This is a genomic window from Streptomyces sp. NPDC003036, assembly GCF_040611175.1.
Classification (GTDB): domain Bacteria; phylum Actinomycetota; class Actinomycetes; order Streptomycetales; family Streptomycetaceae; genus Streptomyces.
Genome location: NZ_JBEXNO010000002.1, coordinates 1 through 23,489 on the forward strand (window position 1 = coordinate 1; position 23,489 = coordinate 23,489).

General features: G+C 71.6%; 22 protein-coding genes and 2 pseudogenes. 15 read left to right on the forward strand and 9 right to left on the reverse strand.

Annotated features, from left to right (window positions below; genetic code table 11):
- Positions 1 to 114: 114 nt before the first annotated feature.
- Positions 115 to 1,218, reverse strand: a complete 1,104-nt coding sequence (locus tag ABZX67_RS01585; protein WP_355352744.1) for an AI-2E family transporter — start codon at positions 1,216 to 1,218, stop codon at positions 115 to 117.
- Between the two features lie 260 nt (positions 1,219 to 1,478).
- Here ABZX67_RS01585 and ABZX67_RS01590 point away from each other — a divergent pair, with 260 nt between their 5' ends.
- Positions 1,479 to 1,763, forward strand: coding sequence for a hypothetical protein (locus tag ABZX67_RS01590; protein WP_355352747.1), 285 nt, complete (start codon positions 1,479 to 1,481; stop codon positions 1,761 to 1,763).
- Between the two features lie 31 nt (positions 1,764 to 1,794).
- Here the strand turns inward: ABZX67_RS01590 and ABZX67_RS01595 are convergent, their stop codons facing one another.
- Entirely contained in the window at positions 1,795 to 2,370 is a 576-nt protein-coding gene (locus tag ABZX67_RS01595) for a phosphatase PAP2 family protein (protein WP_355352750.1), read from the reverse strand.
- A 193-nt stretch (positions 2,371 to 2,563) separates the two neighbouring features.
- Between ABZX67_RS01595 and ABZX67_RS01600 the strand changes: the two genes are divergently transcribed.
- Both ABZX67_RS01600 and ABZX67_RS01605 read left to right on the forward strand, forming a co-directional pair.
- Positions 2,564 to 2,974, forward strand: coding sequence for a hypothetical protein (locus tag ABZX67_RS01600; protein WP_355352753.1), 411 nt, complete (start codon positions 2,564 to 2,566; stop codon positions 2,972 to 2,974).
- 86 nt (positions 2,975 to 3,060) lie between these two features.
- Positions 3,061 to 3,786: a DUF6766 family protein gene (locus ABZX67_RS01605; RefSeq protein ID WP_355352756.1), complete on the forward strand. Its 726-nt coding sequence runs from the start codon at positions 3,061 to 3,063 to the stop codon at positions 3,784 to 3,786.
- 14 nt (positions 3,787 to 3,800) lie between these two features.
- On the opposite strand, the pseudogene ABZX67_RS01610 reads toward ABZX67_RS01605, so the two are convergent.
- A pseudogene (locus tag ABZX67_RS01610) lies at positions 3,801 to 3,932 on the reverse strand (FAD-dependent oxidoreductase); the annotation flags it as partial.
- A 56-nt stretch (positions 3,933 to 3,988) separates the two neighbouring features.
- Between ABZX67_RS01610 and ABZX67_RS01615 the strand changes: the two are divergent.
- The gene (locus ABZX67_RS01615; protein ID WP_355352759.1) at positions 3,989 to 4,324 is read left to right on the forward strand and encodes a metalloregulator ArsR/SmtB family transcription factor; all 336 of its coding nucleotides are present in this window, start codon (positions 3,989 to 3,991) and stop codon (positions 4,322 to 4,324) included.
- On the forward strand, positions 4,324 to 5,064 hold the full coding sequence (locus ABZX67_RS01620) for a cation transporter (protein WP_355352762.1): 741 nt from the start codon (positions 4,324 to 4,326) through the stop codon (positions 5,062 to 5,064). The genes ABZX67_RS01615 and ABZX67_RS01620 overlap by 1 nt, the downstream gene beginning before the upstream one ends.
- 471 nt (positions 5,065 to 5,535) lie before the next feature.
- Here ABZX67_RS01620 and ABZX67_RS01625 read toward each other — a convergent pair whose 3' ends face one another.
- A complete protein-coding gene (locus tag ABZX67_RS01625; RefSeq protein WP_355352765.1) occupies positions 5,536 to 5,784 on the reverse strand; it encodes a hypothetical protein in 249 nt (82 codons plus the stop codon).
- 366 nt (positions 5,785 to 6,150) lie between these two features.
- On the reverse strand, positions 6,151 to 6,462 hold the full coding sequence (locus tag ABZX67_RS01630) for a hypothetical protein (protein WP_355353428.1): 312 nt from the start codon (positions 6,460 to 6,462) through the stop codon (positions 6,151 to 6,153).
- Positions 6,463 to 6,611: 149 nt separating this feature from the next.
- On the opposite strand from ABZX67_RS01630, the gene ABZX67_RS01635 reads away from it, so the two are divergent.
- On the forward strand, positions 6,612 to 6,923 hold the full coding sequence (locus tag ABZX67_RS01635) for a DUF1490 family protein (RefSeq protein ID WP_290113750.1): 312 nt from the start codon (positions 6,612 to 6,614) through the stop codon (positions 6,921 to 6,923).
- A gap of 2 nt (positions 6,924 to 6,925) precedes the next feature.
- The gene (locus ABZX67_RS01640) at positions 6,926 to 9,115 is read left to right on the forward strand and encodes a cation-translocating P-type ATPase (RefSeq protein WP_355352768.1); all 2,190 of its coding nucleotides are present in this window, start codon (positions 6,926 to 6,928) and stop codon (positions 9,113 to 9,115) included.
- A gap of 163 nt (positions 9,116 to 9,278) precedes the next feature.
- Here the strand turns inward: ABZX67_RS01640 and ABZX67_RS01645 are convergent.
- Positions 9,279 to 9,434 (reverse strand): annotated as a pseudogene (locus ABZX67_RS01645) (ATP-dependent endonuclease); the annotation flags it as partial.
- Here ABZX67_RS01645 and ABZX67_RS01650 point away from each other — a divergent pair.
- Positions 9,399 to 9,545 carry a hypothetical protein gene (locus ABZX67_RS01650; RefSeq protein ID WP_355353487.1) on the forward strand — a complete coding sequence of 49 codons (147 nt, stop codon included), beginning with the start codon at positions 9,399 to 9,401 and terminating at the stop codon, positions 9,543 to 9,545. The pseudogene ABZX67_RS01645 and the gene ABZX67_RS01650 overlap by 36 nt on opposite strands.
- Positions 9,546 to 9,721: 176 nt before the next feature.
- Here ABZX67_RS01650 and ABZX67_RS01655 read toward each other — a convergent pair whose 3' ends face one another.
- Entirely contained in the window at positions 9,722 to 9,988 is a 267-nt protein-coding gene (locus tag ABZX67_RS01655) for a hypothetical protein (protein WP_355352771.1), read from the reverse strand.
- A 26-nt stretch (positions 9,989 to 10,014) separates the two neighbouring features.
- Between ABZX67_RS01655 and ABZX67_RS01660 the strand changes: the two genes are divergently transcribed.
- Together ABZX67_RS01660 and ABZX67_RS01665 are read left to right on the forward strand one after the other, a co-directional pair.
- Positions 10,015 to 10,299 (forward strand): hypothetical protein, encoded by a 285-nt coding sequence (locus ABZX67_RS01660; RefSeq protein WP_355352774.1) that lies wholly within the window; start codon positions 10,015 to 10,017, stop codon positions 10,297 to 10,299.
- A 408-nt stretch (positions 10,300 to 10,707) separates the two neighbouring features.
- On the forward strand, positions 10,708 to 11,133 hold the full coding sequence (locus tag ABZX67_RS01665; RefSeq protein ID WP_355352777.1) for a DUF3662 domain-containing protein: 426 nt from the start codon (positions 10,708 to 10,710) through the stop codon (positions 11,131 to 11,133).
- A 413-nt stretch (positions 11,134 to 11,546) separates the two neighbouring features.
- On the opposite strand, the gene ABZX67_RS01670 is transcribed toward ABZX67_RS01665, so the two are convergent.
- Positions 11,547 to 12,515, reverse strand: a complete 969-nt coding sequence (locus ABZX67_RS01670; RefSeq protein ID WP_355352780.1) for an EamA family transporter — start codon at positions 12,513 to 12,515, stop codon at positions 11,547 to 11,549.
- Between the two features lie 84 nt (positions 12,516 to 12,599).
- Between ABZX67_RS01670 and ABZX67_RS01675 the strand changes: the two genes are divergently transcribed.
- The 5 genes from ABZX67_RS01675 to ABZX67_RS01695 all read left to right on the forward strand — a co-directional run bounded on the left by ABZX67_RS01675 (position 12,600) and on the right by ABZX67_RS01695 (position 22,064).
- The gene (locus ABZX67_RS01675) at positions 12,600 to 13,517 is read left to right on the forward strand and encodes a LysR family transcriptional regulator (protein ID WP_355352783.1); all 918 of its coding nucleotides are present in this window, start codon (positions 12,600 to 12,602) and stop codon (positions 13,515 to 13,517) included.
- A 188-nt stretch (positions 13,518 to 13,705) separates the two neighbouring features.
- Positions 13,706 to 15,904: a discoidin domain-containing protein gene (locus ABZX67_RS01680; RefSeq protein ID WP_355352786.1), complete on the forward strand. Its 2,199-nt coding sequence runs from the start codon at positions 13,706 to 13,708 to the stop codon at positions 15,902 to 15,904.
- A gap of 260 nt (positions 15,905 to 16,164) precedes the next feature.
- Entirely contained in the window at positions 16,165 to 18,339 is a 2,175-nt protein-coding gene (locus tag ABZX67_RS01685; protein ID WP_355352789.1) for a discoidin domain-containing protein, read from the forward strand.
- Positions 18,340 to 18,427: 88 nt separating this feature from the next.
- Positions 18,428 to 19,504 carry a DUF1996 domain-containing protein gene (locus ABZX67_RS01690; RefSeq protein ID WP_355352792.1) on the forward strand — a complete coding sequence of 359 codons (1,077 nt, stop codon included), beginning with the start codon at positions 18,428 to 18,430 and terminating at the stop codon, positions 19,502 to 19,504.
- Between the two features lie 118 nt (positions 19,505 to 19,622).
- Positions 19,623 to 22,064, forward strand: coding sequence for a glycoside hydrolase family 3 C-terminal domain-containing protein (locus ABZX67_RS01695; protein WP_355352795.1), 2,442 nt, complete (start codon positions 19,623 to 19,625; stop codon positions 22,062 to 22,064).
- A gap of 6 nt (positions 22,065 to 22,070) precedes the next feature.
- On the opposite strand, the gene ABZX67_RS01700 is transcribed toward ABZX67_RS01695, so the two are convergent.
- Positions 22,071 to 23,393: an ROK family protein gene (locus tag ABZX67_RS01700; protein ID WP_355352798.1), complete on the reverse strand. Its 1,323-nt coding sequence runs from the start codon at positions 23,391 to 23,393 to the stop codon at positions 22,071 to 22,073.
- Positions 23,394 to 23,489 lie beyond the last annotated feature (96 nt).

Sequence of the window (23,489 nt, forward strand, 5' to 3'; positions counted from 1 at the left end):
GCCCTGTGGGCGGCGGGGGGCCCGGGGTCAACCTCCCCCCCCCCCCCCCGCCGTCGGGACGACCTCCGAGCAGGCGGCTCGGCACTTTCGCGATGACCTTACGGGGACACCCCTTTACGAAGAGACGACCGGCTCCGAAGGCGACTCGTCGACCTCCGGCTCCCGCAGCTGCTCGCGCACGTAGTTCCAGACCACCGCGATCAACGAGGCCGCCGGTACGGCGAGCAGGCTGCCCACGATGCCGGCCAGGCTGCCGCCCAGCGTGACGGCCAGGAGCACCACCGCCGCGTGCAGACCGAGACCGCGACTCTGGATCATGGGCTGGAACACGTTGCCCTCGAGCTGCTGCACCACGACGATGATCACCAGCACGATCAGCGCGTCCGTCAGACCGTTCGAGACGAGGGCGATGAGCACCGCGACGAAACCGGCGAAGAGCGCACCCACGATCGGTACGAACGCGGACACGAAGGTCAGGACCGCGAGCGGCAGCACGAGCGGCACCTTGAGGACCCACAGGCCGATGCCGATGAGAACGGCGTCGAGCAGACCGACGAACGCCTGGGACCGCACGAACGCGCCGAGCGTCTCCCAACCACGCTCGGCCACGACCGGGATGTCCGTGGCGAGGCGGCCGGGGAGCTGACGGGCCAGCCAGGGCAGGAACCGCGGACCGTCCTTGAGGAAGAAGAACATCAGGAAGAGCGCGAGCACGGCGGTGACCACGCCGTTGACGACGGTGCTCACCCCCGTGACCACCGCGGTGACCATGCTCCCGATGCTGTCCTGGACACGGGCGACGGCCGCGTCCAGGGCACCGGTGATCTGGTCGTCGCCGATGTGCAGCGGCGGCCCGGCGGCCCACTCGCGCAGCCTCTCGATGCCGGCGACCACCCCGTCGGCCAGTTCACCGGCCTGCGACGCCACCGGAACGGCGATCAGCGCCGCGATGCCCGTGACCACGAGCAGGAACAGCACGGTCACCACCGCGGCAGCCAGGGCCGCGGGCCATCCCCGACGACGCAGGAAGGAGGCCAGGGGCCAGGTCAGGGTGGTGAGGAACAAGCCCACGATGAGAGGCCAGACGACCGACCACATCCGCCCGAGAAGCCACAGCGCCACCGAGGTTGCCAGAAGGACCAACAGCAACTCGACGGAGACGCGGGCCGATGTGCGCAGCGCGGCGGCGGTTTTCGTGGAACTCAACGAAGCAGGCATGGGGGCACCTTATGGGTCGGCCCAACTCCGCCTTCAGCGCGGTGCCCCGCCGCCCGGCTCACGCACAGGGCTTCCCTGCTGTCCCGTGTACCGCCCCGCCTGATCATGGTGCCGGGTTTCCTCCTCGCCGCCCGCGCCGCCCGCGCCGCCCGCGCCGCCCGCGGCGCCGCGGCCGCCGCGGGCCTGACGTACCGCTTGGTGTGCGCTTCGCCGCCCTCCAGCCCCTGCGTATCGTCCGGCCGCCTGATTACCCGGAGGCCATGACCAAGCCCGACACGCCTGACACACCTGACACGCCCGACACGCCCGACAAGAAGACCGAAGCCGAGATCCGCGAGGCCGAGGAGGAGCGCGCCGAGGCCCGGCCGTTCAGCTACCCGCACCCCGAGCGGCGCTCCAACGTCCGCGCGACCCGGCACATCACCAGGGAGGAGGCCGACGCCGACAGCGTCCCCGGCGTCCCCGGCGGCTACGGCACGACTGGGGGCGGCCAGCCGAGCCGTACCAGCAGCGGCGCCGACGAGGCCGACCCCGACCAGCACTGACAGCGGCGCGAAGCGGCGTCGGCGCCGCGCTTCATCCGATGAGGCGGCTGCGGGCCTTCCGGGCAGCATGGCGCAGGAACAGGCGGGGTGATCGGCGTACCAGCAAGCCCGTCACCAGGCCGATCGCGGCACCCCCGGCGACATCGCTGGGGTAGTGCGCGCCGGAGTGCACCCGCTCCACGGCCACGATGGCGGCCGGTACCGCGCAGACCGCCGCCGCCCCCGGCCAGACGCCCGCGACCGCCACGGTGAACCCCACGGCCGCCGCGGTGTGCCCGGAGGGGAAGGAGGAGCTGTCCGGCCGCTCGCGCACGTCGTCGTGGGGGATGAGGTCCTCGGGCGGGCGGCGCCGCGCGGACAGCGGCTTGCACAGCCCGTTGGAGACCAGCTCCGCCGCGCCCATGCCGATGATCCCCGCTGCCGCGGCCGTCCGGCCCCGACCGCCACCGACGGCGGACATGACCGCTGCCGCGGCCCACCACAGCTTCGTGTGCTCGGCCGCGGATCGCGCCTTCGGCAGCACCCGGCGTGCCAGAGGCGACGTCCAATGCGCCGCACGCCGCGTGAGGCGTCGGTCCACTTCTCCCCACTCGGTCACGTCGGCCATGATCGCCTGGTTCCCGCTCGGAACGCGCGCACACCGATCCGTCTGCGGAAGAAGCCCTCCCCGGCTTCGGCCCGGCTCCTGCTCCGCTCCGGTTGCGGGCCGGCGGGCGTGCATGTCCCATGAGCGGGTAGCCGCATGTCACTTGATCGACCGCGCGGTGGACCCGTTTCCGCCCAGGCCGCCGGGAGGCAGGATGCGAGGACCGTGGTACGGGCCGGGGATCGGTGTGCTGGCGGTCCTCACCGCGGTCAGTGCCTGCGGCACGCTTCCCGAGCGACGCGATGAGGTCTCCACGGAAGTCACCCGTTTCGAGCAGGCGCTCGGCGCCGGACAGCGCGAGCGGCTGTGTGCGGCTCTCGCTCCTGCCACCCGGGAGGAACTGGAGCAGTCCGCCAAGACCCGGTGCGTGGAGGCGATCGAGGAGCAGGAGCTTCCGGTGGCCGGTGCCGTACGGGGTGTGGACGTGTACGGCGATCAGGCCCGGGTGGTGCTGGAGCGGGACACCGTGTTCCTGGCGCATTTCCCCACGGGCTGGAAGGTGACGGCCGCCGGGTGCCAGCCACGTCCGCAGCGGCCGTACGCGTGCGAGATCAAGGGCGGGTGAGCGAGCGTGAGGACACTGTTCACCGTGACCCTGCTGGTGATCATCGGTGGTCTGGCGTACTTCATGACGCTGGGGCTGATGCACCGATGAGCCGCGAAACGGAAACCGGCGGGAACACCGCACCGGCCCGGCACCGTGTACGGCGCTTTCTGCGGCACAACAGCCTGGGGCTGTTCTTCATGACGACGTTCCTGCTCGCCCTCGTGGGCCAGGCCGTGGCGGGACATGCGGACTTCAACAACCAGCTCGTCAGCGATGGCATGGCACCCGTCGGCTTCGGCGCGTACCTGACGTCGTCGGACTTCGCCGTCGACGTCACCGAGAACTGGCAGTCCGAGTACCTGCAGTTCTTCCTGTACATCTTCGCCACCGTCTGGCTGCTGCAACGCGGCTCGCCGGAATCCAAGGAACTCGACAAGGCGGGCACCGAGTCCGACAAGGACCAGATGGTCGGCGAGCACGCCAGGGAGGACTCGCCCCGCTGGGCCGCCTACAAGGACTGGCGCGGAGTCGTCTTCTCCCGATCGCTCGGCCTCGTCATGGGTGCCATCTTCCTGCTCTCCTGGCTCACCCAGTCGGTCACCGGCGTCGCGGCCTACAACGAGGAGCAGCTGCGCCGCCTGGAAGCCCCCACCACATGGGCCCACTACCTGTCCTCTGCGGACTTCTGGAGCCGCACGCTGCAGAACTGGCAGTCCGAGCTGCTGGCGGTCGCCTCGATGGCCATTCTCGCCATCTATCTGAGGCAGCGCGGATCCCCGGAGTCCAAGCCCGTCGGCGCGTCGCACGACGCCACCGGCGTCGAAGGCTGAACCGCGTCGTGAACGGCCGCGTCGATCCGGGTCACGGTGCCGACCACCAGCCGGACGCGCTCGGCCAGGACGTCCTGGTACGCGACGACCGCGTCGTCGGACCCGCCCACCAGCTGGTGCGGGCGGACCCGGTGGACGAGGTCCGGCGACGCATCAGCGATTCAGGATTCCCTGAATTCAGGATGCCTTGTATCGTCGTCCCGTGCTGACTGTTGCTTCCGACATCGAGGTGCTGGCCCGGTTCGGCCGCGCGCTCGCCGACCCGATCCGCTGCCGCATCCTGCTCGCCCTACGTGAGGCGCCTGCCTACCCGGCCGACCTCGCCGACAGCCTCGGGATCTCCCGAACGCGGCTGTCGAACCATCTGGCGTGCCTGCGGGACTGCGGCCTGGTCATCACCGCGCCCGACGGCCGCCGCACCCGCTACGAACTCGCCGACGAACGCCTCGGCCACGCCCTGGACGACCTGCGCACCGCCGTGGTGGCCGTCGAGACGGACCGCACCTGCTCGGACGCCGACACCCAGGGGTGCTGCTGATGACCGCCGAGATATCGCTGTCCCTCGGGCCGTCCCCGGCGCGCCGCGACGCGCTCGCAGGCCGCATACGCCTGCTGGTCGCCGCCACCATCACCTACAACGTGATCGAGGCGATCGTCGCCCTCACCGCCGGCACGCTCGCCTCCTCCACCGCCCTGATCGGCTTCGGCCTCGACTCGGTCATCGAGGTCTCCTCCGCCGCCGCCGTCGCCTGGCAGTTCTCCGCCCGCGACCACGCCGCACGCGAGGCGCGCGAGCGGCGCACCCTGCGGATCATCGCGGTGTCGTTCTTCGCGCTCGCCGCGTACGTCACCTTCGACGCCGTCCGCGCGCTCACCGGCACCGGGGAAGCGGAACGATCGGTCCCCGGCATCGTCATCGCCTCCCTCTCCCTGGCGATCATGCCGTTCCTCTCCTTCGCCCAGCGCAAGGCCGGCCGCGAACTCGGCTCCGCCTCCGCGGTCGCCGACTCCAAGCAGACCTTGCTGTGCACGTACCTCTCCGCCGTGCTCCTGGTCGGCCTGCTCCTCAACGCCACCCTCGGCTGGTCCTGGGCCGACCCCGTCGCCGCCCTCGTCATCGCCGCCATCGCCGTCAAGGAAGGCCGCGACGCCTGGCAGGGCAAGGGCTGCTGCGCGCCCTCCACCGCTGCGACGGCCTCCGCCGACGCCGCAGACGCGTGCGGCAGCTGCCGTCCGGGATGCGCCTGCTGCACGCCCGCATCCGGGCCGAAGCGGTGAGGGGCTGGACCTGGGCGGCACTCGCTCTCGCCCAGCGCGTAGCTCCGCTCGGTCCTCGTACGTACGCCGATATGAGGGCTCCCTCCACAGGCCGGGCTGGTACAGGGGCGGCACGGCGCCGACGGCGGCGACATCGAGCAGGAACGGCTCGACCGGGTGCTCGCCCGGCGGGAGGTCCACGGCGCGGAGGATGACGTCGCCGCGCCGGCCGCGCGTATCCGATACCGCCCCGGGCGGCACCTGGCGAGGCCGGCGGTGTGAGCTCGTACCACACCCGTTCACCGCGCAAGCCGACTCCGGCGGCCGGAGGTGGGGGGTGGGGACACGGATATCAAACTCCAGTCCCGGGCTGGATGCCGGGGACCTTCCCACCCACCCCCCATGGCCGCGAGTCCCTCACGATCTCCGTCCGGCCCACCACTCCGCACGGTATCCCGAGGCGGCACTGACAACGCGGTTACGGGACAAGCCTCAGGCCCTACTTCCCTGAGCGGCGATTTTCGCGAGCAGTTGCTTGTCCAGCAGGAGCAGGGCGGTCAACGAATGCCGGGCCGCCGCCGCCAGGAGGCCGAGGTCGGCCGCGCGGCCGTGGTGATGATGGTGGTGGTGCGAGGTCTCGCGGAGGGATTCCTCGAGGTCGGTCAGCGGCCGGTCGAAGCCGCCGCACATCACGGCGGCCGTCCGGAGCGTGGACCAGGTCCGCGTCGAGGTCCTGGTCACCGCCGGTCTCCAGGAGCGCGGGTATGAGGTTGCTGATGTGGAGCAGGCTGTGCAGCCTGCGCACGAGCGGGGGCCAGCGGTCGTCGGGGGTGTCCGGCGCGCTCCAGACGGTGCGCGCCGCTTGTATGTCCTGGTGCAGTTCCCGAGCGATCCGGACTTCTGCCGGGCGCGCCGGCTGTGCCCTCAATGCCCAGGCGATCCCGGCGTCCGTGGCCGCGTCGTAGGCGGCCAGCCGGAGTCGCACGAAGTGGTCGGGTGACGCGCATGCGTCGATGCCCTTGGTCAACCGAAAGTCGTCCACGGGCGGACCGTATCGACACGCCGCGGGGTAGCGCACCGGTGCGGGCGAAACCCGTCTCCCTGTGGTCAGCGCGGTGAGCTGTGCGGTGGAGTGACGCGGACAGAGAGGAACTCGGTCTGGAAGCCGTCCGGCCACTCGTCGTCGTCCAGCATGTAGTCATCGATGACGAAGCACTCCGGTTCGTCGGCGAAGCCGGGCAGGAGCCGCGCTTGGTGGATTCGCTCCTCGGCCTTGGCGCGGGAGGAGTAGACACCGAGCAGCTTGGCGTCGTCACCGTCCTGCTCGCTGATGAACACACTCTCGCCATCGACGTGCAGGGTGGTCCGATCGGCACCCGCTTCGTTCCGATGCCGGATGTGCCACAGCAGAGAGACCATCACCGAGGCAGGCTACCTTCGAGCCGGCCGCCGAAGGCGAGCGGCCGCAACGGTCGCGGCTGGACCTTGATTGCCGCCCACCTGCTCAAGGTTCACAATTGAGTCAGGTTGGGCATTCGGGGGCGCGTCTTTCCGCGAAGGAGCGCCCGATGCATCCCGCTGCTCTCGTCGGTGCCGCCGCCGGCCGCATGGCCCACTTCGCCGTCTCCGGTGTGATCGGTGGACTGATCTTCCGCGGAGCGGCCAAAGCCGCGCCCACGGTCAAACCCGCTGCCCGCAAGGCGCTCGTCGGCAGCCTCGCCGGCGGAATCGTGGCGGGCCGGTGGCTGGGCTCCGCGGCCGAAGAGGCACGGCTCAAGGCGGGCGACATGCTCGCCGAGGCCCGCTCCTCGCTGGGCGAGGAGGCGCCGCCCCCGTCCGCCGTCAGCGTCGACGGGCACGACCACGACCACGAGCACTGACCATGTCCGACATCGCCGTCCGCTCCGTCGCCGCCGGCCGGGTCCGGCTGACCGTGCCCTGGCTGCGCGCCCGGCCCGGCTGCGCCGGGCTCGTCGACGACCGGCTCGCCGACGTACGGGGCTTCCGGGCGCTGCGGATCTTCCCCCGTACGGGGAGCGTGGTGGTCTGGGTCGCACCCGATCACCTCGACGTGGACCAGCTCGTGGCCGCCCTGGACGAGGCGCCACCTCCCACCGCCGCGGCCAAGGCGAGCCGCGCGATGCCCGACTCCTCCACCGGCGAGGTCGCCCGGCTGGTCGTCGGCGGAGCCGTCCTCGCGCTCGTGGCCGTACACCGGCTCCTGCTGCGCCGCCCGCCCTGGTCGGCCGGCGCTCCCCTCGGCGTCCTGCGCGTGGCCACCGTCTTCAGCGGGCTCCCCTTCTTCCGCGGCGCGCTCCATACAGTCCTGGGCCGCCGCTACCCCGGTACGGACACCCTGGTCACCGCCGCCACCCTGATCTCGCTGGTCCTGCGGGAGAACGTGGTCGCCCTCACCGTGCTGTGGCTGCTGAACATCGGCGAGTTCCTCCAGACCCTGACCCTGCGCCGCACCCGCCGTGCCATCGAGGAGCTGCTGAGCGTCGGCGAGGAGCGGGTCTGGCTCGTACGGGACGGCGTCGAGATCGAGGTGGCGCTGGAGGACGTCGCGACGGGCGACCTGGTGGCCGTCTACGAACACCACAGGATCCCCGTCGACGGCACCGTCGTCTCCGGCGAGGGCCTGGTCGACCAGGCGGCCATCACCGGCGAAGCCCTCCCCGTCTACGTACACGAAGGCACGGACGTCTACGCGGGCACCATCGTCACCAACGGATCGCTCACCATCCGCGCCACTTCCGTCGGCCGCGACACCACCGTCGGACGCATCATCAGCCGCGTCGAAGAGGCCCAGGCCGACCGCGCGCCCATCCAGACCGTCGCCACCCGCTTCACCCGCCGCTTCGTCCCCGTCTCCTTCGCACTGGCGGCAGGCACGTACGCGCTCACGCGTGACGCCCGCCGCGCCATGACCATGCTCCTCATCGCCTGCCCGTGCGCCGCGGGGCTCGCCACCCCGACCGCGATCAGCGCGGCCATCGGCAACGGAGCCCGCCACGGCACCCTCATCAAGGGCGGCACCCACCTGGAGGGCGTGGGGCGCGTCACCGCCGTCGTCTTCGACAAGACCGGCACGCTCACCCTCGGCCGCCCACTCGTCACCAGCGTGGTCACCTTCCACGAGGAGTTCACCGCGGACGAGGTGCTGAGCCTGGCCGCCTCCGGCGAGCTGCACGCCCGTCATCCGCTCGCCGAGGCGATCGTCCGCCGCACCGAGGAACAGCACCTGCACATTCCCATCCACCAGGCGTGCGAGGTCGTCCTCGGCATGGGCATGCGGGCCGAACTGGACGGCAGCCGCCTGCTGGTCGGCAGCCCGGCCCTGCTGCGCCGCCACGGCATGCACCTGCCCGACGAGGCCCAGGCATGGACGGAACGGCTGCGCGCGCAGGGCGAGACCGTCATCTGCCTCGCCCACGACGACGACCTGATCGGCATGCTGGGCCTGTCCGACGCCGTACGCGGCGGAGCCCACACCGTCGTCCGCCAGCTGGAGGACCTCGGCGTGCAGCGCATCGTCCTGCTCACCGGCGACGCCCCCGAGACGGCCCAGGCGGTCGCCGACACCCTCGGTATCACGGAGGTCCACGCCCATGCCCTGCCCGAAGGCAAGCTCCAGCTGATCCGCGACCTCCAGGACGAAGGCCACTTGGTCGCCATGGTCGGCGACGGCACCAACGACGCCCCGGCCCTGGCCCTGGCGGACGTCGGCATCGCGATGGGCGCGCACTCCTCGCACGTGGCGCTGGAGACCGCCGACATCGCGCTCGCGGGCAACGACCTCCAGCAGGTGGCCGCCGTCGTCGAACTGAGCCGCCACACCCTGCGTGTGGTCCGCCAGAACTACGGCCTGGCCATCGGCGTGAACCTGCTCGGACTGGGCGCCGGCGCCGGCGGCTCCATCAACCCGGTCGTGGCCGCCCTGCTCCACAACACCAGCAGCATCGCCGTCGTCGGCAACTCCGCCCGCCTGGTCAACCACACCCCGCGCCTGCCGAGCGAACGCGGACCTGCCCTGTTCGCAGCGCCGCTGGAGGGCCGCCGAGTGATCTGATGCACTCGGGCGGGGCCTCCCGACTGCTGGACCGGGCCGGTGTGTTGCCTCGTCGGCCTCCGGGTCGCACAGGGTCCGCATGCAGGACAGCGGGACGCGGGACGCAGCGTCGCATGTCGCGGTGTCCGACCCGCGGTGTCCGACCGCTCCCCTCCCGCTCCCCTCACACGCTGCGGAGCAACTCATCCAGCGGGGCCGGTACGCCGTCGGGGCGGAGGCCCTCCACCAGAACGCGGCCGTAGTGGATCTTGCGGCCCTTCTTCGTGCCGAGGAAGCGCCGCGGTTGCTGCTCGGGAGCGCGGCCCTGCCGGGCGGGCTCGACTCCGAGGGCCGCGCGATCCTGACCGTCCACGTCGGCGCCCGGGTGTACGACCCCGGCCTGGGCCGGTTCCTGAGCGTCGACCCGCTGCTGGAACCGGGCAACCCGTAGTCCCTCAACGGCTTCGGCTACGGCCAGGGCAACCCGTTCGCCTTCCCGGACCCGTCCGGGATGAGCAACATGGTCACGTGCAGCGGCAATGAGTGCAGCGACGAGATCCGGTTCGTCGAATCGCACTCGGCGCCCGACTTCCGCTCCGGGCAGACGGGGGAGGAGAAGTACCCCAACTACCCGAAGTCCTCGAGCCAGAAGGTCACCATCCAGGCGAAGCCTCCGATCGGCATGTCGGCGGCGGACCGGGCGGCCTGGGCCGCGGCGCTGAAGAAGGTGCAGTCGAAGAAGAACTTCTTCGCCAACGGTGCCGAGACCGACGACGGGCTCGCCGCGATGAGCGAGCTGTTCTGGACGACGTTCTGCGCCAAGGCGAAGAGCTGCCCCAAGGACAAGCCGTCCGCCTCCTCGGTCACCGACTTCGGGCTGCGCCTGTGGGACACCGGCTTCGGCATGAAGCTGGAGCCGCATGGCCGTCGGCGCGGTCGCCGGTTTCACCGCGCTCCAGGCCATGGAACGGCTGATGAACCCGGAGCTGCGGGGACAGACGCCGGAGTACGTCGACGAGCTCGCCAAGAAGGCGGGCATGTCCTCGGCACCGATGAACCCGACGGCCGCGACCGGCGGCAAGGGCACCCGGTACTTCGTCCCGGGCGACCCGGACGTGATGCTCTTTTTGAACCTCTCGAAGGAGAGCCTCGCCCTGATCGGAAAGGCGCTTCACCTGGCCCGCGGGTACGACGAGGCCGCCTGAGCCGGGGAGCCGTACGGGCCCCACCCGATCGCCGCACGCGGCCCTCGGGTGGGGCCCGTACGCATGAGCGGCGGTCCTGCTCGGCCCGGATGAGCCGCGGCCGCCCGCGCGCTCGACGACGGTCCGGCCTTCCAGCGCCGGTCCGGTGGTGCCGACGAACCCCGTGTTCACGACCAGGGCGAAGTCCACGCCCGCCCGCCGCCAGGCCGCTGCGGCGCGCGGCTGCAGCACGCCTGTCGGACCCGGGTCCTGGAGCGCCTCCGCCGTGCCGGGAGCGTTCGCGAACATCTCGGCCGCCGTGAGCGACAGGCGCTCCGCCTCGCGCTCACCGCCGCGGTTGGCCTGCACGACCAGGGCCGTCACCGCGGCGGCCCGAGTGAAGCCCCGGCTCGGGGGCACGCGTTTTCCATGGGAGAGCTGAAACCGTGGGAACGCGCGATCGAGCACCTCGAGCAGGCGCTGCTGGCCAGGGTCTTCGGGAAGGAACCGGTGGAGGTCGTGGACGCCCTGCGCCGGGAGTGCGACGACCACGCGGTGGTGTGCAGCCACAGCCGGGTCGTGGTGCCGAACGTCTACATCGTCGAACTGGCCGACGCCGTGCACGCCGAGATCGACCGCTGCGCGCAAGCCGTGGGGCAGGAGCTGACCGACTCGCTGGCACGGCATGGCGAGCGGTACGGCTACGAGTGGGCCGGCCCGCTCACCGTGCATGTCACCGGATCGGCGCACGTGCCCAACGGCCGCTACCGGGTGACGTGCGCCCCCATGCCGCGTATCAGGGCGGACGTACTGAGGGACGACATGCTCCAGGACCCCGGCGCCCAGGGGCTTTGAGCGCACGGCCAACTACGGCCTGTCTCCCGGAAGTGCAGTGCGCCGGGTGCTGCATGCCGGATCGATGACCTGTGCCGGCGTCGGCGGCATGGTGGGAAACTTCGGGCCATGCCCTCACCCGGGCTCAGTGACCTGGACCATCTCCGGAAGATCGAGCGCCTCGCCAACCGCGCCAGGTGGAGGCATCCAACGAAGGATGGTTCTCGTTCCAGGCAGACCCGGAAGAGGCGACACCACTCCATCGCAGTGTGAACGTTGCTTGCTCGGGCTCTGCGCCACTACCACCGGACCCGGCGACGTACGCCGTCCCGGCGGGCTTCACGCACCAGGACGTGCAGAACGCCCTCGACCGGGTCGGGACACCGCGGTCCGGCTACGGGCCTGGCGCCCGGTCCCGGCGACGACCGCTCACGTCATAGGCCCGACGGAAGCCGGCCCCCGGGTTCCTGTCGGGCGGGTTCCACCCGGGGTGGGTCGTGGTGAGCGCCGGGGGCCGTCGGCGTGGGGCGGGCGCCGGTGCGGGTGGCTCCGATTCCGGCGATCACGACGAAGGCGACGCCGGCCGCGGGGGCGAGGCCGGGTATCTGGCCCAGCACCAGCAGGCCGGCGAAGACCGCGATGGCCGGTTCCAGGCTCATCAGGGTGCCGAAGGCGGAGGTGGTCAGGCGGCGCAGTGCGAGGAACTCCAGGACGAAGGGCAGTACGGCGCTCAGGGCGGCGAGCCCCAGCATGGCTCCGAGCAGCTTCCACGTGACGTGTTGCAGGTCGGAGGGGGCTGCGACGAGGAGGCCGATGAGGCCGGCGACGGGCATGGAGATCGCCAGGCCGCCGAGGCCGGTCACCGAGTCGCCCACGTGCTGGGTCAACAGGATGTACGCGGCCCAGCAGGCCGCGGCGGCCAGCGCGAAGCCCGCACCGACCGCGTCGATGCCGCCGTGCCAGGGTTCGGTCAGCGCGACGACGCCGACGGCCGCCAGGGCCGTCCAGCGCTTGCGACCGCGGCCCGGGCCATAGAGGGAGACGGCGAGTGGCCCGAGGAACTCCAGCGCGCTGGCGGTGCCGAGCGGCAGCCGGGTCACGGCGAGCATGAAGAACACCATCATGCCCGCGCTGACCGCGCCCAGGACGGCACACGCCAGCAGGTCCCGGCCCGTGTGGTCCCGGAGGCGGGGCCGGACGAGGACCAGCAGGAGGACGCCCGCCCATGCCAGCCGCAACCCTGTCGTGCCCAGCGCGCCGAGCCGGTCGAGCAGCGGCACCGAGAGCGCCAGGCCGAGCTGGATGGTGGACATGGAGCAGACGGCCATGAGGGCACCGGTGGCGGAGCCGGGCAGGCCGGACCGGCGGGCGCGGAGACGGGGGCGGGGATCCAGGGGCGTCATGGCCTCAGTAGAGGACACCGCGATCGTTCACGTCCACGTGTCGATCCTTAACATTCCGTTCGGGAATCCTGGACAATGGGCGGTATGGAGACACGGCGACTGCGGATGCTGGTGGAACTGTCCCGGCTGGGGTCCATGCGGGCGGTGGCCGACATGCTGGGTACGACCACCTCGACGGTCTCGCAGCAGATCGCCGCCCTGACCGACGACATGGGCACCGCCCTGATCGAGCCCCACGGACGCCGGGTCCGTCTGACCCCCGCGGGCCGCAGGCTCGCCGAGCACGGGGTGACGATCCTCGCCGCCGTCGAGGCGGCGCGCCACGACCTCGCCCCGGAGAGCGAGCCCAACGGCACGCTGCGCGTCGCAGGCTTCGCCACCGCCATCCGCACCCACCTGCTGCCCGTCATCACCACCCTGTCCGGCAGTCACCCCCGCCTCCATGTCCTGATCCGCGAACACGAACCCGCCGAGGCGCTCCAGCTCCTGGCCGAGGACAGGGCGGACCTGGCTCTGACGTACGACTACAACCTGGCGCCCGCGACCGTGGACCCCGCCGTGCGCGCCACGGCCCTGTGGACCGCGCGCTGGGGCCTGGGCGTCCCGGTGGAGGCCGAGGTCCGGGAGGGGACGACATCGGAGGTCTTCGCCCAGTGCGCCGGGCGTGACTGGATCGTCAACTCCCGCAACACCGCGGACGAGACGGTCATCCGCACCCTTGCCTCCATGGCAGGTTTCACCCCGCGCATCACCCATCAGGCCGACAGCCTCGACCTCGTGCAGGGCATGATCACCGCCGGGCTCGGCGTCGGCCTGCTCCCCATCGGGACCGTCACCCTCCCGGCCGTACGGCTTCTTCCGCTCACCACTCCCGACGTCGAACTGCGCGCCTACGCCGTCGCCCGCCACGGCCGCCTGGACTGGCCTCCCCTCGCCCTGGTGACCGAACACCTCCTCCAGCGGTCCGCGGGGGAGCGTGGACGTACGTCAGCGGCGCCCTGACCGCTTGGCCGACCATGCGGCCGCCGTCGGCGCGGTACGTGCGATGCGTCGAGTGCCGCAGATGTCGACTGCCGCTTAATGAAAGTCAAAAGATAAGTAATGACAGAGCCCTTGACCGCTCGTGTCGTTACGGGCATGGTTCCGGAGAGCGCTCTCCCGTTGCGTTCTCGTGTCCAAGGAGCCCCCCCATGACCACAGTTGGCATACCGTCAGTGGCGCCACCGGCGCCACGCAGATCCGCCCGCCGAGGTGTCGTCGGCGTGGTGGTCACCGCCCTCGCGGCCGCCCTTCTCGCCTTCGCCCCCGCCCACGAGGCCGAGGCCGCACCCGTACTGCTGTCCCAGGGCAAGCCCGTCACGGCGTCGAGCCAGGAGCACGCCGGTACACCGGCGAGCGCGGCGGTCGACGGTGACACCGGCACCCGGTGGTCGAGCGCCTTCTCCGACCCGCAGTGGATCCGTGTCGACCTCGGTACGACGGCCACGATCAGTCAGGTCGAGCTGCGCTGGGAGGCCGCGCACGCCAAGGCGTACCGCATCGAGACGTCCCAGAACGGAACGGACTGGACGACGGCCTACTCCACCACGTCCAGCACCGGCGGCACCGAGACGCTGAACGTCTCCGGGACGGCCCGCTACGTCCGGATGCTCGGCACCGCCCGCGCCACCGGATACGGTTACTCGCTCTGGGAGTTCAAGGTGTACGGCTCCACGGGCGGCGACGGCGGCCCGACCCTGCCGGGCGGCGGGGACCTCGGCCCGAACGTGCACGTCTTCGACCCGTCCACCCCCGGTATCCAGGCCAAGCTGGACGAGGTGTTCAAGCAGCAGGAGTCGGCGCAGTTCGGCAGTGGCCGGCACGCCTTCCTCTTCAAGCCGGGCACGTACCACGGCCTCAACGCCCAGATCGGTTTCTACACCCAGATCGCGGGCCTCGGGCTGCGGCCCGACGACACGACCATCAACGGTGACGTGACGGTCGACGCCGGCTGGTTCAACGGCAACGCCACCCAGAACTTCTGGCGGGCCGCGGAGAACCTCGCACTCAACCCGGTCAGCGGCACCAACCGGTGGGCGGTGTCCCAGGCGGCGTCGTTCCGTCGCATGCACGTCAAGGGCGGCCTGAACCTCGCGCCGAACGGTTACGGCTGGGCCAGCGGCGGCTACATCGCCGACACCAAGGTCGACGGGCAGATCGGCAACTACTCGCAGCAGCAGTGGTACACCCGTGACAGCGCGATCGGCGGCTGGTCGAACTCCGTGTGGAACCAGGTCTTCTCCGGCGTCGAGGGTGCCCCCGCGACCAGCTTCCCCGAGCCCCGCTACACCACCTTGAACACCACCCCGATCTCCCGTGAGAAGCCGTTCCTCTACCTGGACGGCAACGAGTACAAGGTCTTCGCGCCCGCCAAGCGCACCGACGCGCGCGGCACGACCTGGGCGAGTGGCACTCCGCAGGGTGAGTCGATTCCGCTGAGCCGGTTCTACGTCGTCAAGCCGGGAACGACCGCCGCCACCATGAACGCCGCCCTGGAGCAGGGCCTGCACCTGCTGTTCACCCCGGGCGTCTACCACGTCGACCGGACCATCAACGTCAACCGGGCGAACACCATCGTGCTCGGCCTCGGCCTGGCCACGATCATTCCCGACAACGGGGTGACGGCGATGAAGGTCGCCGACGTGGACGGGGTCAAGCTCGCCGGCTTCCTGATCGACGCCGGACCGGTCAACTCCCCGACCCTGCTGGAGATCGGCCCGCAGGGCGCCGCCGCCGACCACGCGGCCAACCCCACCACCGTCCAGGACGTCTACATCCGGATCGGCGGCGCCGGGCCCGGCAAGGCCACCACCAGCATGGTGGTCAACAGCCACGACACGATCATCGACCACACGTGGGTGTGGCGAGCCGACCACGGCGAGGGCGTCGGCTGGGAGACCAACCGCGCCGACTACGGCGTGCGGGTCAACGGCGACGACGTGCTGGCCACCGGTCTGTTCGTCGAGCACTTCAACAAGTACGACGTGGAGTGGTACGGCGAGCGCGGCCGCACGATCTTCTACCAGAACGAGAAGGCGTACGACGCGCCCAACCAGGCCGCCATCCAGAACGGCACCACCCAGGGATACGCCGCCTACCGGGTGGACGACTCGGTGGACACCCACGAGGCATGGGGCCTGGGCAGCTACTGCAACTACAACGTCGACCCGAGCATCCGCCAGCACCACGGCTTCAAGACCCCGGTCAAGCCCGGGGTGAAGTTCCACAGCCTGCTGGTGGTGTCCCTCGGCGGCATGGGCCACTACAACCACGTCATCAACGACACCGGAGCCTCCACGGTCCCCGCCGGCACCTCGACCGTACCGTCCACCGTCGTGTCCTTCCCCTGACACCCGGTCCACCGGCCGCCGGATGATCCGGTGCGGACCGGCAGCGATTCCCCTCCGGCCCGGGTGACATCCCCGCGACCCGGCCCGGAGGGGCCACCACCCGGTGCATGAACGCGAACGGTTCGCACCGCGCACCGCCTGAACGCCGACCGCGCCGTCCCGAGCCGGGAGCGCCGTCGCGACCATGCGCCGACGGGCGCCGGGATCCCCTGGAGAGCGCCCCCGGCCCCGCCCGGCACTCCGACCCGCCAGGAGAAGATGTGTTCAGAGCCCCCTCACCACCTGCCCCGGCCCGCCGCCGCGTCGGCGTCCCGCTACTGGCCCTCGGCGCGCTGGTGGCGTCGACGCTCACCCTCGTCGCCCCGCCCGCCCAGGCGGCGGACACCCTGCTGTCGCAGGGCAGGCCCGCCACCGCCTCATCCCAGGAGGGAGACGGATACGCCGCGTCGGCGGCCTTCGACGGCAACCTCACCGGCACCCGCTGGGCCAGCCAGTGGAGCGACCCGCAGTGGGTGCAGGTCGACCTCGGGCAGCGGTCGAACCTGAGCCGTGTCGTCCTGACGTGGGAGGGCGCGTACGGCAGGAGCTATCAGATCCAGGCGTCCGACAACGGCACCGACTGGCGGACGCTGAAGACCGTGACCGGCGGTGACGGAGGCACCGACGACCTCGCCGTCTCCGGCTCCGGCCGCTACGTCCGGATGCTGGGAACCGAACGGGCCGGCGGCTACGGCTACTCCCTGTGGGAGTTCCAGGTCTACGGGAACACCGACGGAACCCCTCCGCCCGTCACGGGAGGGGCGGTGCGGGTCACCGGCTCTCAGGGGAACTGGCAGCTGACCGCCGGTGGCCAGCCGTACACGGTCAAGGGCCTGACCTGGGGCCCGTCCGTCGCGGACGCCCCGAAGTACATGCCCGATGTGAAGTCGATGGGTGTCAACACCATCCGCACGTGGGGGACGGACGGCTCCACCAAGCCGCTGCTGGACTCGGCGGCCGCCCACGGGATCCGCGTGATCAACGGCTTCTGGCTCCAGCCGGGCGGCGGCCCCGGCAGCGGCGGCTGCGTGAACTACGTGACCGACTCCACGTACAAGAACAACATGCTGGCCGAGTTCGCCAAGTGGGTGGAGGCTTACAAGTCGCACCCCGGCACCCTGATGTGGAACGTCGGCAACGAGTCGGTGCTGGGCCTGCAGAACTGCTACAGCGGCACCGAGCTGGAAGCGCAGCGCAACGCCTACACCTCCTTCGTCAACGACGTGGCCAAGAAGATCCACTCGATCGACCCGGACCACCCGGTCACCTCGACCGACGCCTGGACCGGTGCCTGGCCGTACTACAAGCGCAACGCGCCCGACCTCGACCTGTACTCGATGAACTCCTACGGCGACATCTGCAACGTGCAGGAGGACTGGGAGGCGGGCGGCTACACCAAGCCCTACATCATCACCGAGGGCGGGCCCGCCGGTGAGTGGGAGGTGCCGGACGACGCCAACGGGGTCCCCGACGAGCCCACCGACGTGCGGAAGGCGGACGGCTACACCCAGGCGTGGAACTGCACCACCGGCCATCGGGGTGTCGCGCTCGGCGCCACCCTCTTCCACTACGGCCTCGAGCACGACTTCGGCGGTGTCTGGTTCAACCTCGTGCCCGACGGTCTGAAGAGGCTGTCGTACTACGCCGTCAAGAAGGCCTACGCCGGGTCGACCAGCGGCGACAACACGCCTCCGGTCATCACGAACATGGCCGTCACTCCCGCCGCCTCGGCCCCGGCGGGCGGTGAGTTCGGCGTACGCGCCGACGTGCGCGATCCGGACGGCGACCCGATCACGTACAAGATCTTCCTCAGCGGCAACTACGCCAGCGGCGACAAGCGGCTCGTCGAGGCCCGGTGGCGCTCGACCGGCAACGGCACCTTCGCCGTCACCGCTCCCGAGAAGCTGGGCGTCTGGAAGGTGTACATCCAGGCCGAGGACGGCCGCGGGAACGCCGGCATCGAGACCAAGTCGGTCAAGGTCGTCGCCCCGCCGGTCTCCGGGACCAACGTGGCGCTGAACAAGCCGACCACCGCCTCCTCCTTCCAGCAGTCGTACGGCGACTGCCCCTGCGAGCCGGCCAAGGCGACGGACGGCAACCCGGCCACGCGCTGGGCCAGCGACTGGAGCGACCCGCAGTGGATCCGCGTCGACCTCGGCGCCCCCACCGCCCTCCGCAAGCTCCAGCTGGTGTGGGACCCGGCCTACGCGAAGTCCTACGAGGTCCAGGTGTCCGACGACGCAAGCACCTGGCGCACGGTCCACACCACGACGACCGGCAACGGCGACATCGACACCATCGACGTCGCGGCGACCGCGCGGCACGTCCGTCTCCACCTGACGGCCCGCGGGACGGGCTGGGGCTACTCGCTCCACGAGTTCGGCGTCTACAGCTGACGCACCACGCACGCCACGCCCCCGGCAGGGGGCGGCGCTCAGCCCCCTGCCGGGTCACCATCCCCCCCCCATGGGCTGGAGGCCCTCCATGAGATGGCGTTCGAAACGACTCCCCGCACTCCTTGTCGGCAGCGCTCTCGTCGCAACGGTCCTCGGTCTCGGCACGGTCGCCACCGCGGCCGGTCCGGGAAGTCCCGCCGCGGCCGGCAGCCACGCCGGGCACACGATGGCCGTGTCGACCCAGGCGTCCGGCGACGACCTCGACGGTGACGGCTACATACCGGCCGTCCCCCAGGTCACCGGCGTCACACCGTCCACGCACACCCCGCCGCCGCGGTACCACAAGGAGTTCCAGGCCAACTGCTCCGTCACGCACACCGCGCCGGACGACCCGATCGTGTACCCGGGACAGCCGGGCACGTCCCATGACCACACCTTCATGGGCAACACGACGACGAACGCCGCCAGCACGACCGCGAGCCTCTACGGAGGCAGGACGACCTGCCTGGCGCCCGCCGACGCGTCCGCGTACTGGATGCCGTCCCTGTACAACGGGGACAAGAAGATCCTCCCGGTGGGCCCGCAGGTCATCTACTACAAGGCCGGTGTCACCGACTACACCAGCGTGCGGCCGTTCCCCAAGGGGCTGCGGTTCGTCGTGGGTGATCCGATGCAGAGCGCCGACGACTTCCGCCGCCACCGCGGCTTCGTCGAGGGCTGGGAATGCGGTGACAGCTTCTTCAACGTCGACATCCCGGCGAGCTGCCCGAGCCGGCCCGACGTACAGCTGAACCTCCGGATGCAGGCCCCCAGTTGCTGGGACGGGAAGTACCTCGACACCCCCGACCACAAGAGCCACATGGCCTACCCGGTCGTCAAGCCCGGCACCAACGACAACATGTGCCCGGCCTCCCACCCGGTCGCCGTGCCGATGATCGAGTTCAAGATGGCCTTCCCGGTCAACGGCGACATGAGTCAGGTCCGGCTGGCCAGTGGCCGCGGCTACTCCTTCCACTACGACTTCTTCAACGCGTGGGAGGAGCGCACCCTCAAGGCGCTGGTCGACGGCTGCATCGTGGGCGGCTTCCAGTGCGACGCGCGCGGCTACGACCTGTACCACCCGGGGCGGCCCGCGGTCCTGAACGCGGACTACCGACTGCCCTGACCGACCGGATTCACCAGGGCCCGGCCGTTCCCGCTCGCGCGAGGGCGGCCGGGCCTCTGCCCTGCCCGGGGGCAACCGGGCAGGGCCATGACCGAGCAGCTGTGAAAGAGGGGCGGGAATGAAGGACGACAGGACGCTCGATCGGCTCGTGGGCAAGCTCACCCTTGAGCAGAAGGTACGTCTGCTCACCGGCGCGACGACATGGCGCACGGCCGGGGAGGCCGACATCGGACTGCGGGAGATGGTGATGTCGGACGGGCCCGCCGGTGTCCGCGGTGAGGCGTGGGACGAGCGACGCCCCTCCGCGCTGCTCCCCTCCGCCTCGGCCCTGGGAGCCCTCTGGGACGAGGACCTGGTGGAGGAGCTCGGCGGGCTGCTGGCCGCGGAGGCCGCCCGGAAGGGCGTCGACGTGGTGCTGGCCCCGACGCTGAACCTCCACCGGACCCCGCTCGGCGGCCGGCACTTCGAGTGCTTCTCGGAGGATCCCGAACTGACGGGCCGCACCGGGGCCGCCCTGATCCGGGGCATCCAGGCCCACGGAGTGGGGGCCACGGCCAAGCACTACGTCGCCAACGACTCCGAGACCGACCGGCTGACCGTCGACGTACGGGCGTCCGAACGCACCCTGCGGGAGGTCTACCTCGCGCCGTTCGAGGCGGCCGTCGAGGCGGGGGTGTGGCTCGTCATGGCGGGTTACAACGCCGTCGACGGCGTCACGATGACGGCCAGCCCGCTGCTGCGGGATCCCCTCAAGGGGGAGTGGGGGTTCGACGGCGTCGTCGTGTCCGACTGGGCCGCGCTGCGGTCGACCGGGGAACCGGCCCGCGCCGCGCTCGACCTGGCGATGCCGGGCCCGCAGAGCCCCTGGGGCCCTGCACTGGTCCGGGCAGTGAAGGACGGCGTGGTACCGGAGGAGGCCGTCGACGACAAGGTCCGGCGACTGCTCCGGCTCGCCGACCGGGTGGGCGCCTTCGCGCCGCGCCGCCGCATCCCGGTGCGGGGCGCGCACGAGACGCGTGCCCTCCTGCGCCGGGCGGCCGCGGCCGGGTCCGTCCTGCTGAGCAACAGCGGGGTGCTCCCCCTCGATCCGGCGAAGCTCGCCACCGTCGCGGTCATCGGTGCGCATGCCGCGGCACCGCGCACCCAGGGCGGTGGCAGCGCGGGTGTCTTCCCGTCCGAGGTGGTCACCCCACTCGCCGGCATCCGTGCGCGGCTGCGCGGACGCGCCCGAGTGGTGCACGCGCCCGGCCCGCCCCTGGGGGTCCCTGCCGCCCCGCTCGACACCGGCCGGTGCAGCGACCCGAGGTCGGGTGCTCCCGGTGTGCTGCTGCGCGTGCTGGACGACGAGGGGCGGGAGCTGTTCGCGGAGCACCGCTTCTCGGGCCGCCAGCTCGAGCCGGACCTGCCCCCGGGTGCCCACACGGTGGAGATCAGCGCGCGTCTGCGGCCGCAGCGGGCGGGGGATTGGTCGTTCGGTGTCGGGGGCTTCGGCCGGTTGACGCTCACCGTCGACGGACGCACGGTCCTGGACGGCACGTTCCCCCGCGAGACGGACGACCCGGCGGTGGTTCACGTGAATCCGCCCGTGCACACGGCCCGGGTGGTGCTGACCTCGAAGCGGCCGGTGCACGTGGTGGCGCGGCGCGAGCTGGTCCCCGGCTGCGGGCGCGCCACCGTCGTCACCGCGGCGCCGCCGGACCCCGACGCGGCGAGCGCGCTGGCGGCCGCCGTGGAGGCGGCCCGGGACGCGGACACCGCGATCGTGGTCGTCGGTACCACCGAGCACGACGAGACCGAGGGGTACGACCGAACCGGCCTGTCCCTCGGCGGGCACCAGGACGCTCTCGTACGGGCGGTGGCTGCCGTCAACCCGCGCACGGTCGTGGTCGTCAACAGCGGCGGCCCGGTCGAGATGCCGTGGCGGGAGGAGGTCGGCGCGCTGCTGCTCGCCTGGTTCCCGGGGCAGGAGGCCGGCGCGGGGCTCGCCGACGTCCTGTTCGGCCTGGCGGAACCGGGCGGCCGGCTCCCCACGACTTGGGGCGCCTCTCTCGCGGACGCGCCCGTGACGCGCACCCGGCCCGCGGGGGGCCGCCTCGACTACGCCGAGGGCCTCCACATCGGCCACCGGGCATGGCTGCGGGCCGGCCGTGCGCCGGCCTTCTGGTTCGGCCACGGCCTCGGTTACACCACCTGGGAGTACGAGACCGTCGACGCGCCGACGAAGGTCGCGGCGGGCGCCGCGTTCACCGTTCGGGTACGTCTCCGCAACTCGGGGACGCGCGCCGGGCGCGAGGTGGTCCAGGTGTACCTGGCCCGGCCGGGGTCGGCCGTGGAGCGGCCCGTGCGCTGGTTCGCCGGCTATGCGGCGGTCCGGGCGGAGGCGGGCCGGACGGTGACCGCCGTGGTGGAGGTGCCCGCCCGTGCCCTGCGCCACTGGTCGCAGGAGGAGCGCGCCTGGTGCACGGAGCCGGGGCCGTACCGGCTCATGGTGGGGAGGTCGGCGGGGGACCCACGGTGGGCAGGGACGGTGACGGTCGAGCGCCGGCCGGTCACCGGCTGAGGCTCCTCACTGCGCCGCCCGTTCCCGCAGGGTCGTCTGCCAGGCGGGGCTCTGCTCCTCCGGATCCGCCTCGGCCCGGCGGCCGCCGAGGGAGAAGAAGTCGGCGAGCGGCAGGATCGCGGCTCCGACCGTGACGGCGTCCGGTCCCAGGGTGCCGAGATCGATCTCCACGCGCGCGGCCGGGTACTTCAGGGCGTACGAAGTGGCGTACGTCCGCACGGAGTCGAGGAAGCGCCGGCCGAGCTGGAGACCCGCCCAGCCGCCGACGAGGATGCGTTCGGGCTGGAAGAGGTTGATCAGGTCGGAGAAACCGGCACCGAGGTACTCGGCGGTCTCCTCCAGCACGGCCAGGGCGGTCTCGTCGGGCAGCGGTGCCGTTCCGTCGGCGGCCTTGGCGGGGTAGGCGGCGTCGAGCATCGCGGTCAGCGCGGTCTCCTCGTCCGCGCCGACGGGGGGCCGGCCACCCGCCTCGGACCAGCGTTCCAGGAGGGCCTCGGCGCCGGCGTACGCCTCCAGGCAACCCTGGGCGCCGCAGCGGCAGTGGCGGCCGCGTACCCGTACGGTCAGGTGTCCCCACTCCACGGCCCGGCCGGAGCGGAGGTCGTCGGTGACGAGGCAGGCGCCCACTCCGGAGCCGAAGAGGACCACCACGGCGCTCTGCGCACCGCGCCCGGCGCCGAACCACATCTCCGCCTGGCCGAGCGTCTTGGCGCCGTTGTCGATGTAGTACGGCACGGTCTCGGGCAGGAGCCGCGACTCGCGCAGAAGCCGTTCCAGCGGGACCGCGTCCCAGCCGATGGTCTGGCCGTGCACCACGGCGCCGTCCTCGGGGGTCCTGGCGACGATGCCCGGCACTCCGATGCCGACGCCCAGCAGCCGCTCCGTCGGGATCCCGGCCCGGCTCAGGACCTCGGGGATGCCCTCGCGCAGATGGCCGACGACGACGCCGACGTCGTATCGGTCGATCCGGCGCGGACCCTCGGTCTCCAGCGGCTTCTCGACCCGTGCGAGTTCGGTGAGGGCCAGGTCGAAGAGTTCGATCCGCACGCGCGTCTCACCGATGTCCACGCCGATCATGTAGCCGCTGTCCGCGCGGATGCGCAGGAGGGTGCGGGGGCGGCCGCCGGCCGAGTCGACGCTGCCGGCCTCTTCCACCAGCCCCTCGGCCACGAGCTCGGACACCACGTTGCTGACCGAGCCGGAGCTCAGGCCGGTGGCCGGTCCGAGCGAGAAGCGGCTCAGAGGCCCGTCGAAATACAACCGTTGCAGTACCGCGGTGCGGTTCTCCCGCCGCAGGTCACGCACAGTACGGCCGCTGCGCACCTTCACCCTGCCCCCTCATCTCCGTTGTCCTTAGGGAACTTACATGTGACGAGGGCCTTGACGCGACCTTCGCTTGAGGTTTAACTCACATCCTAAATTAAG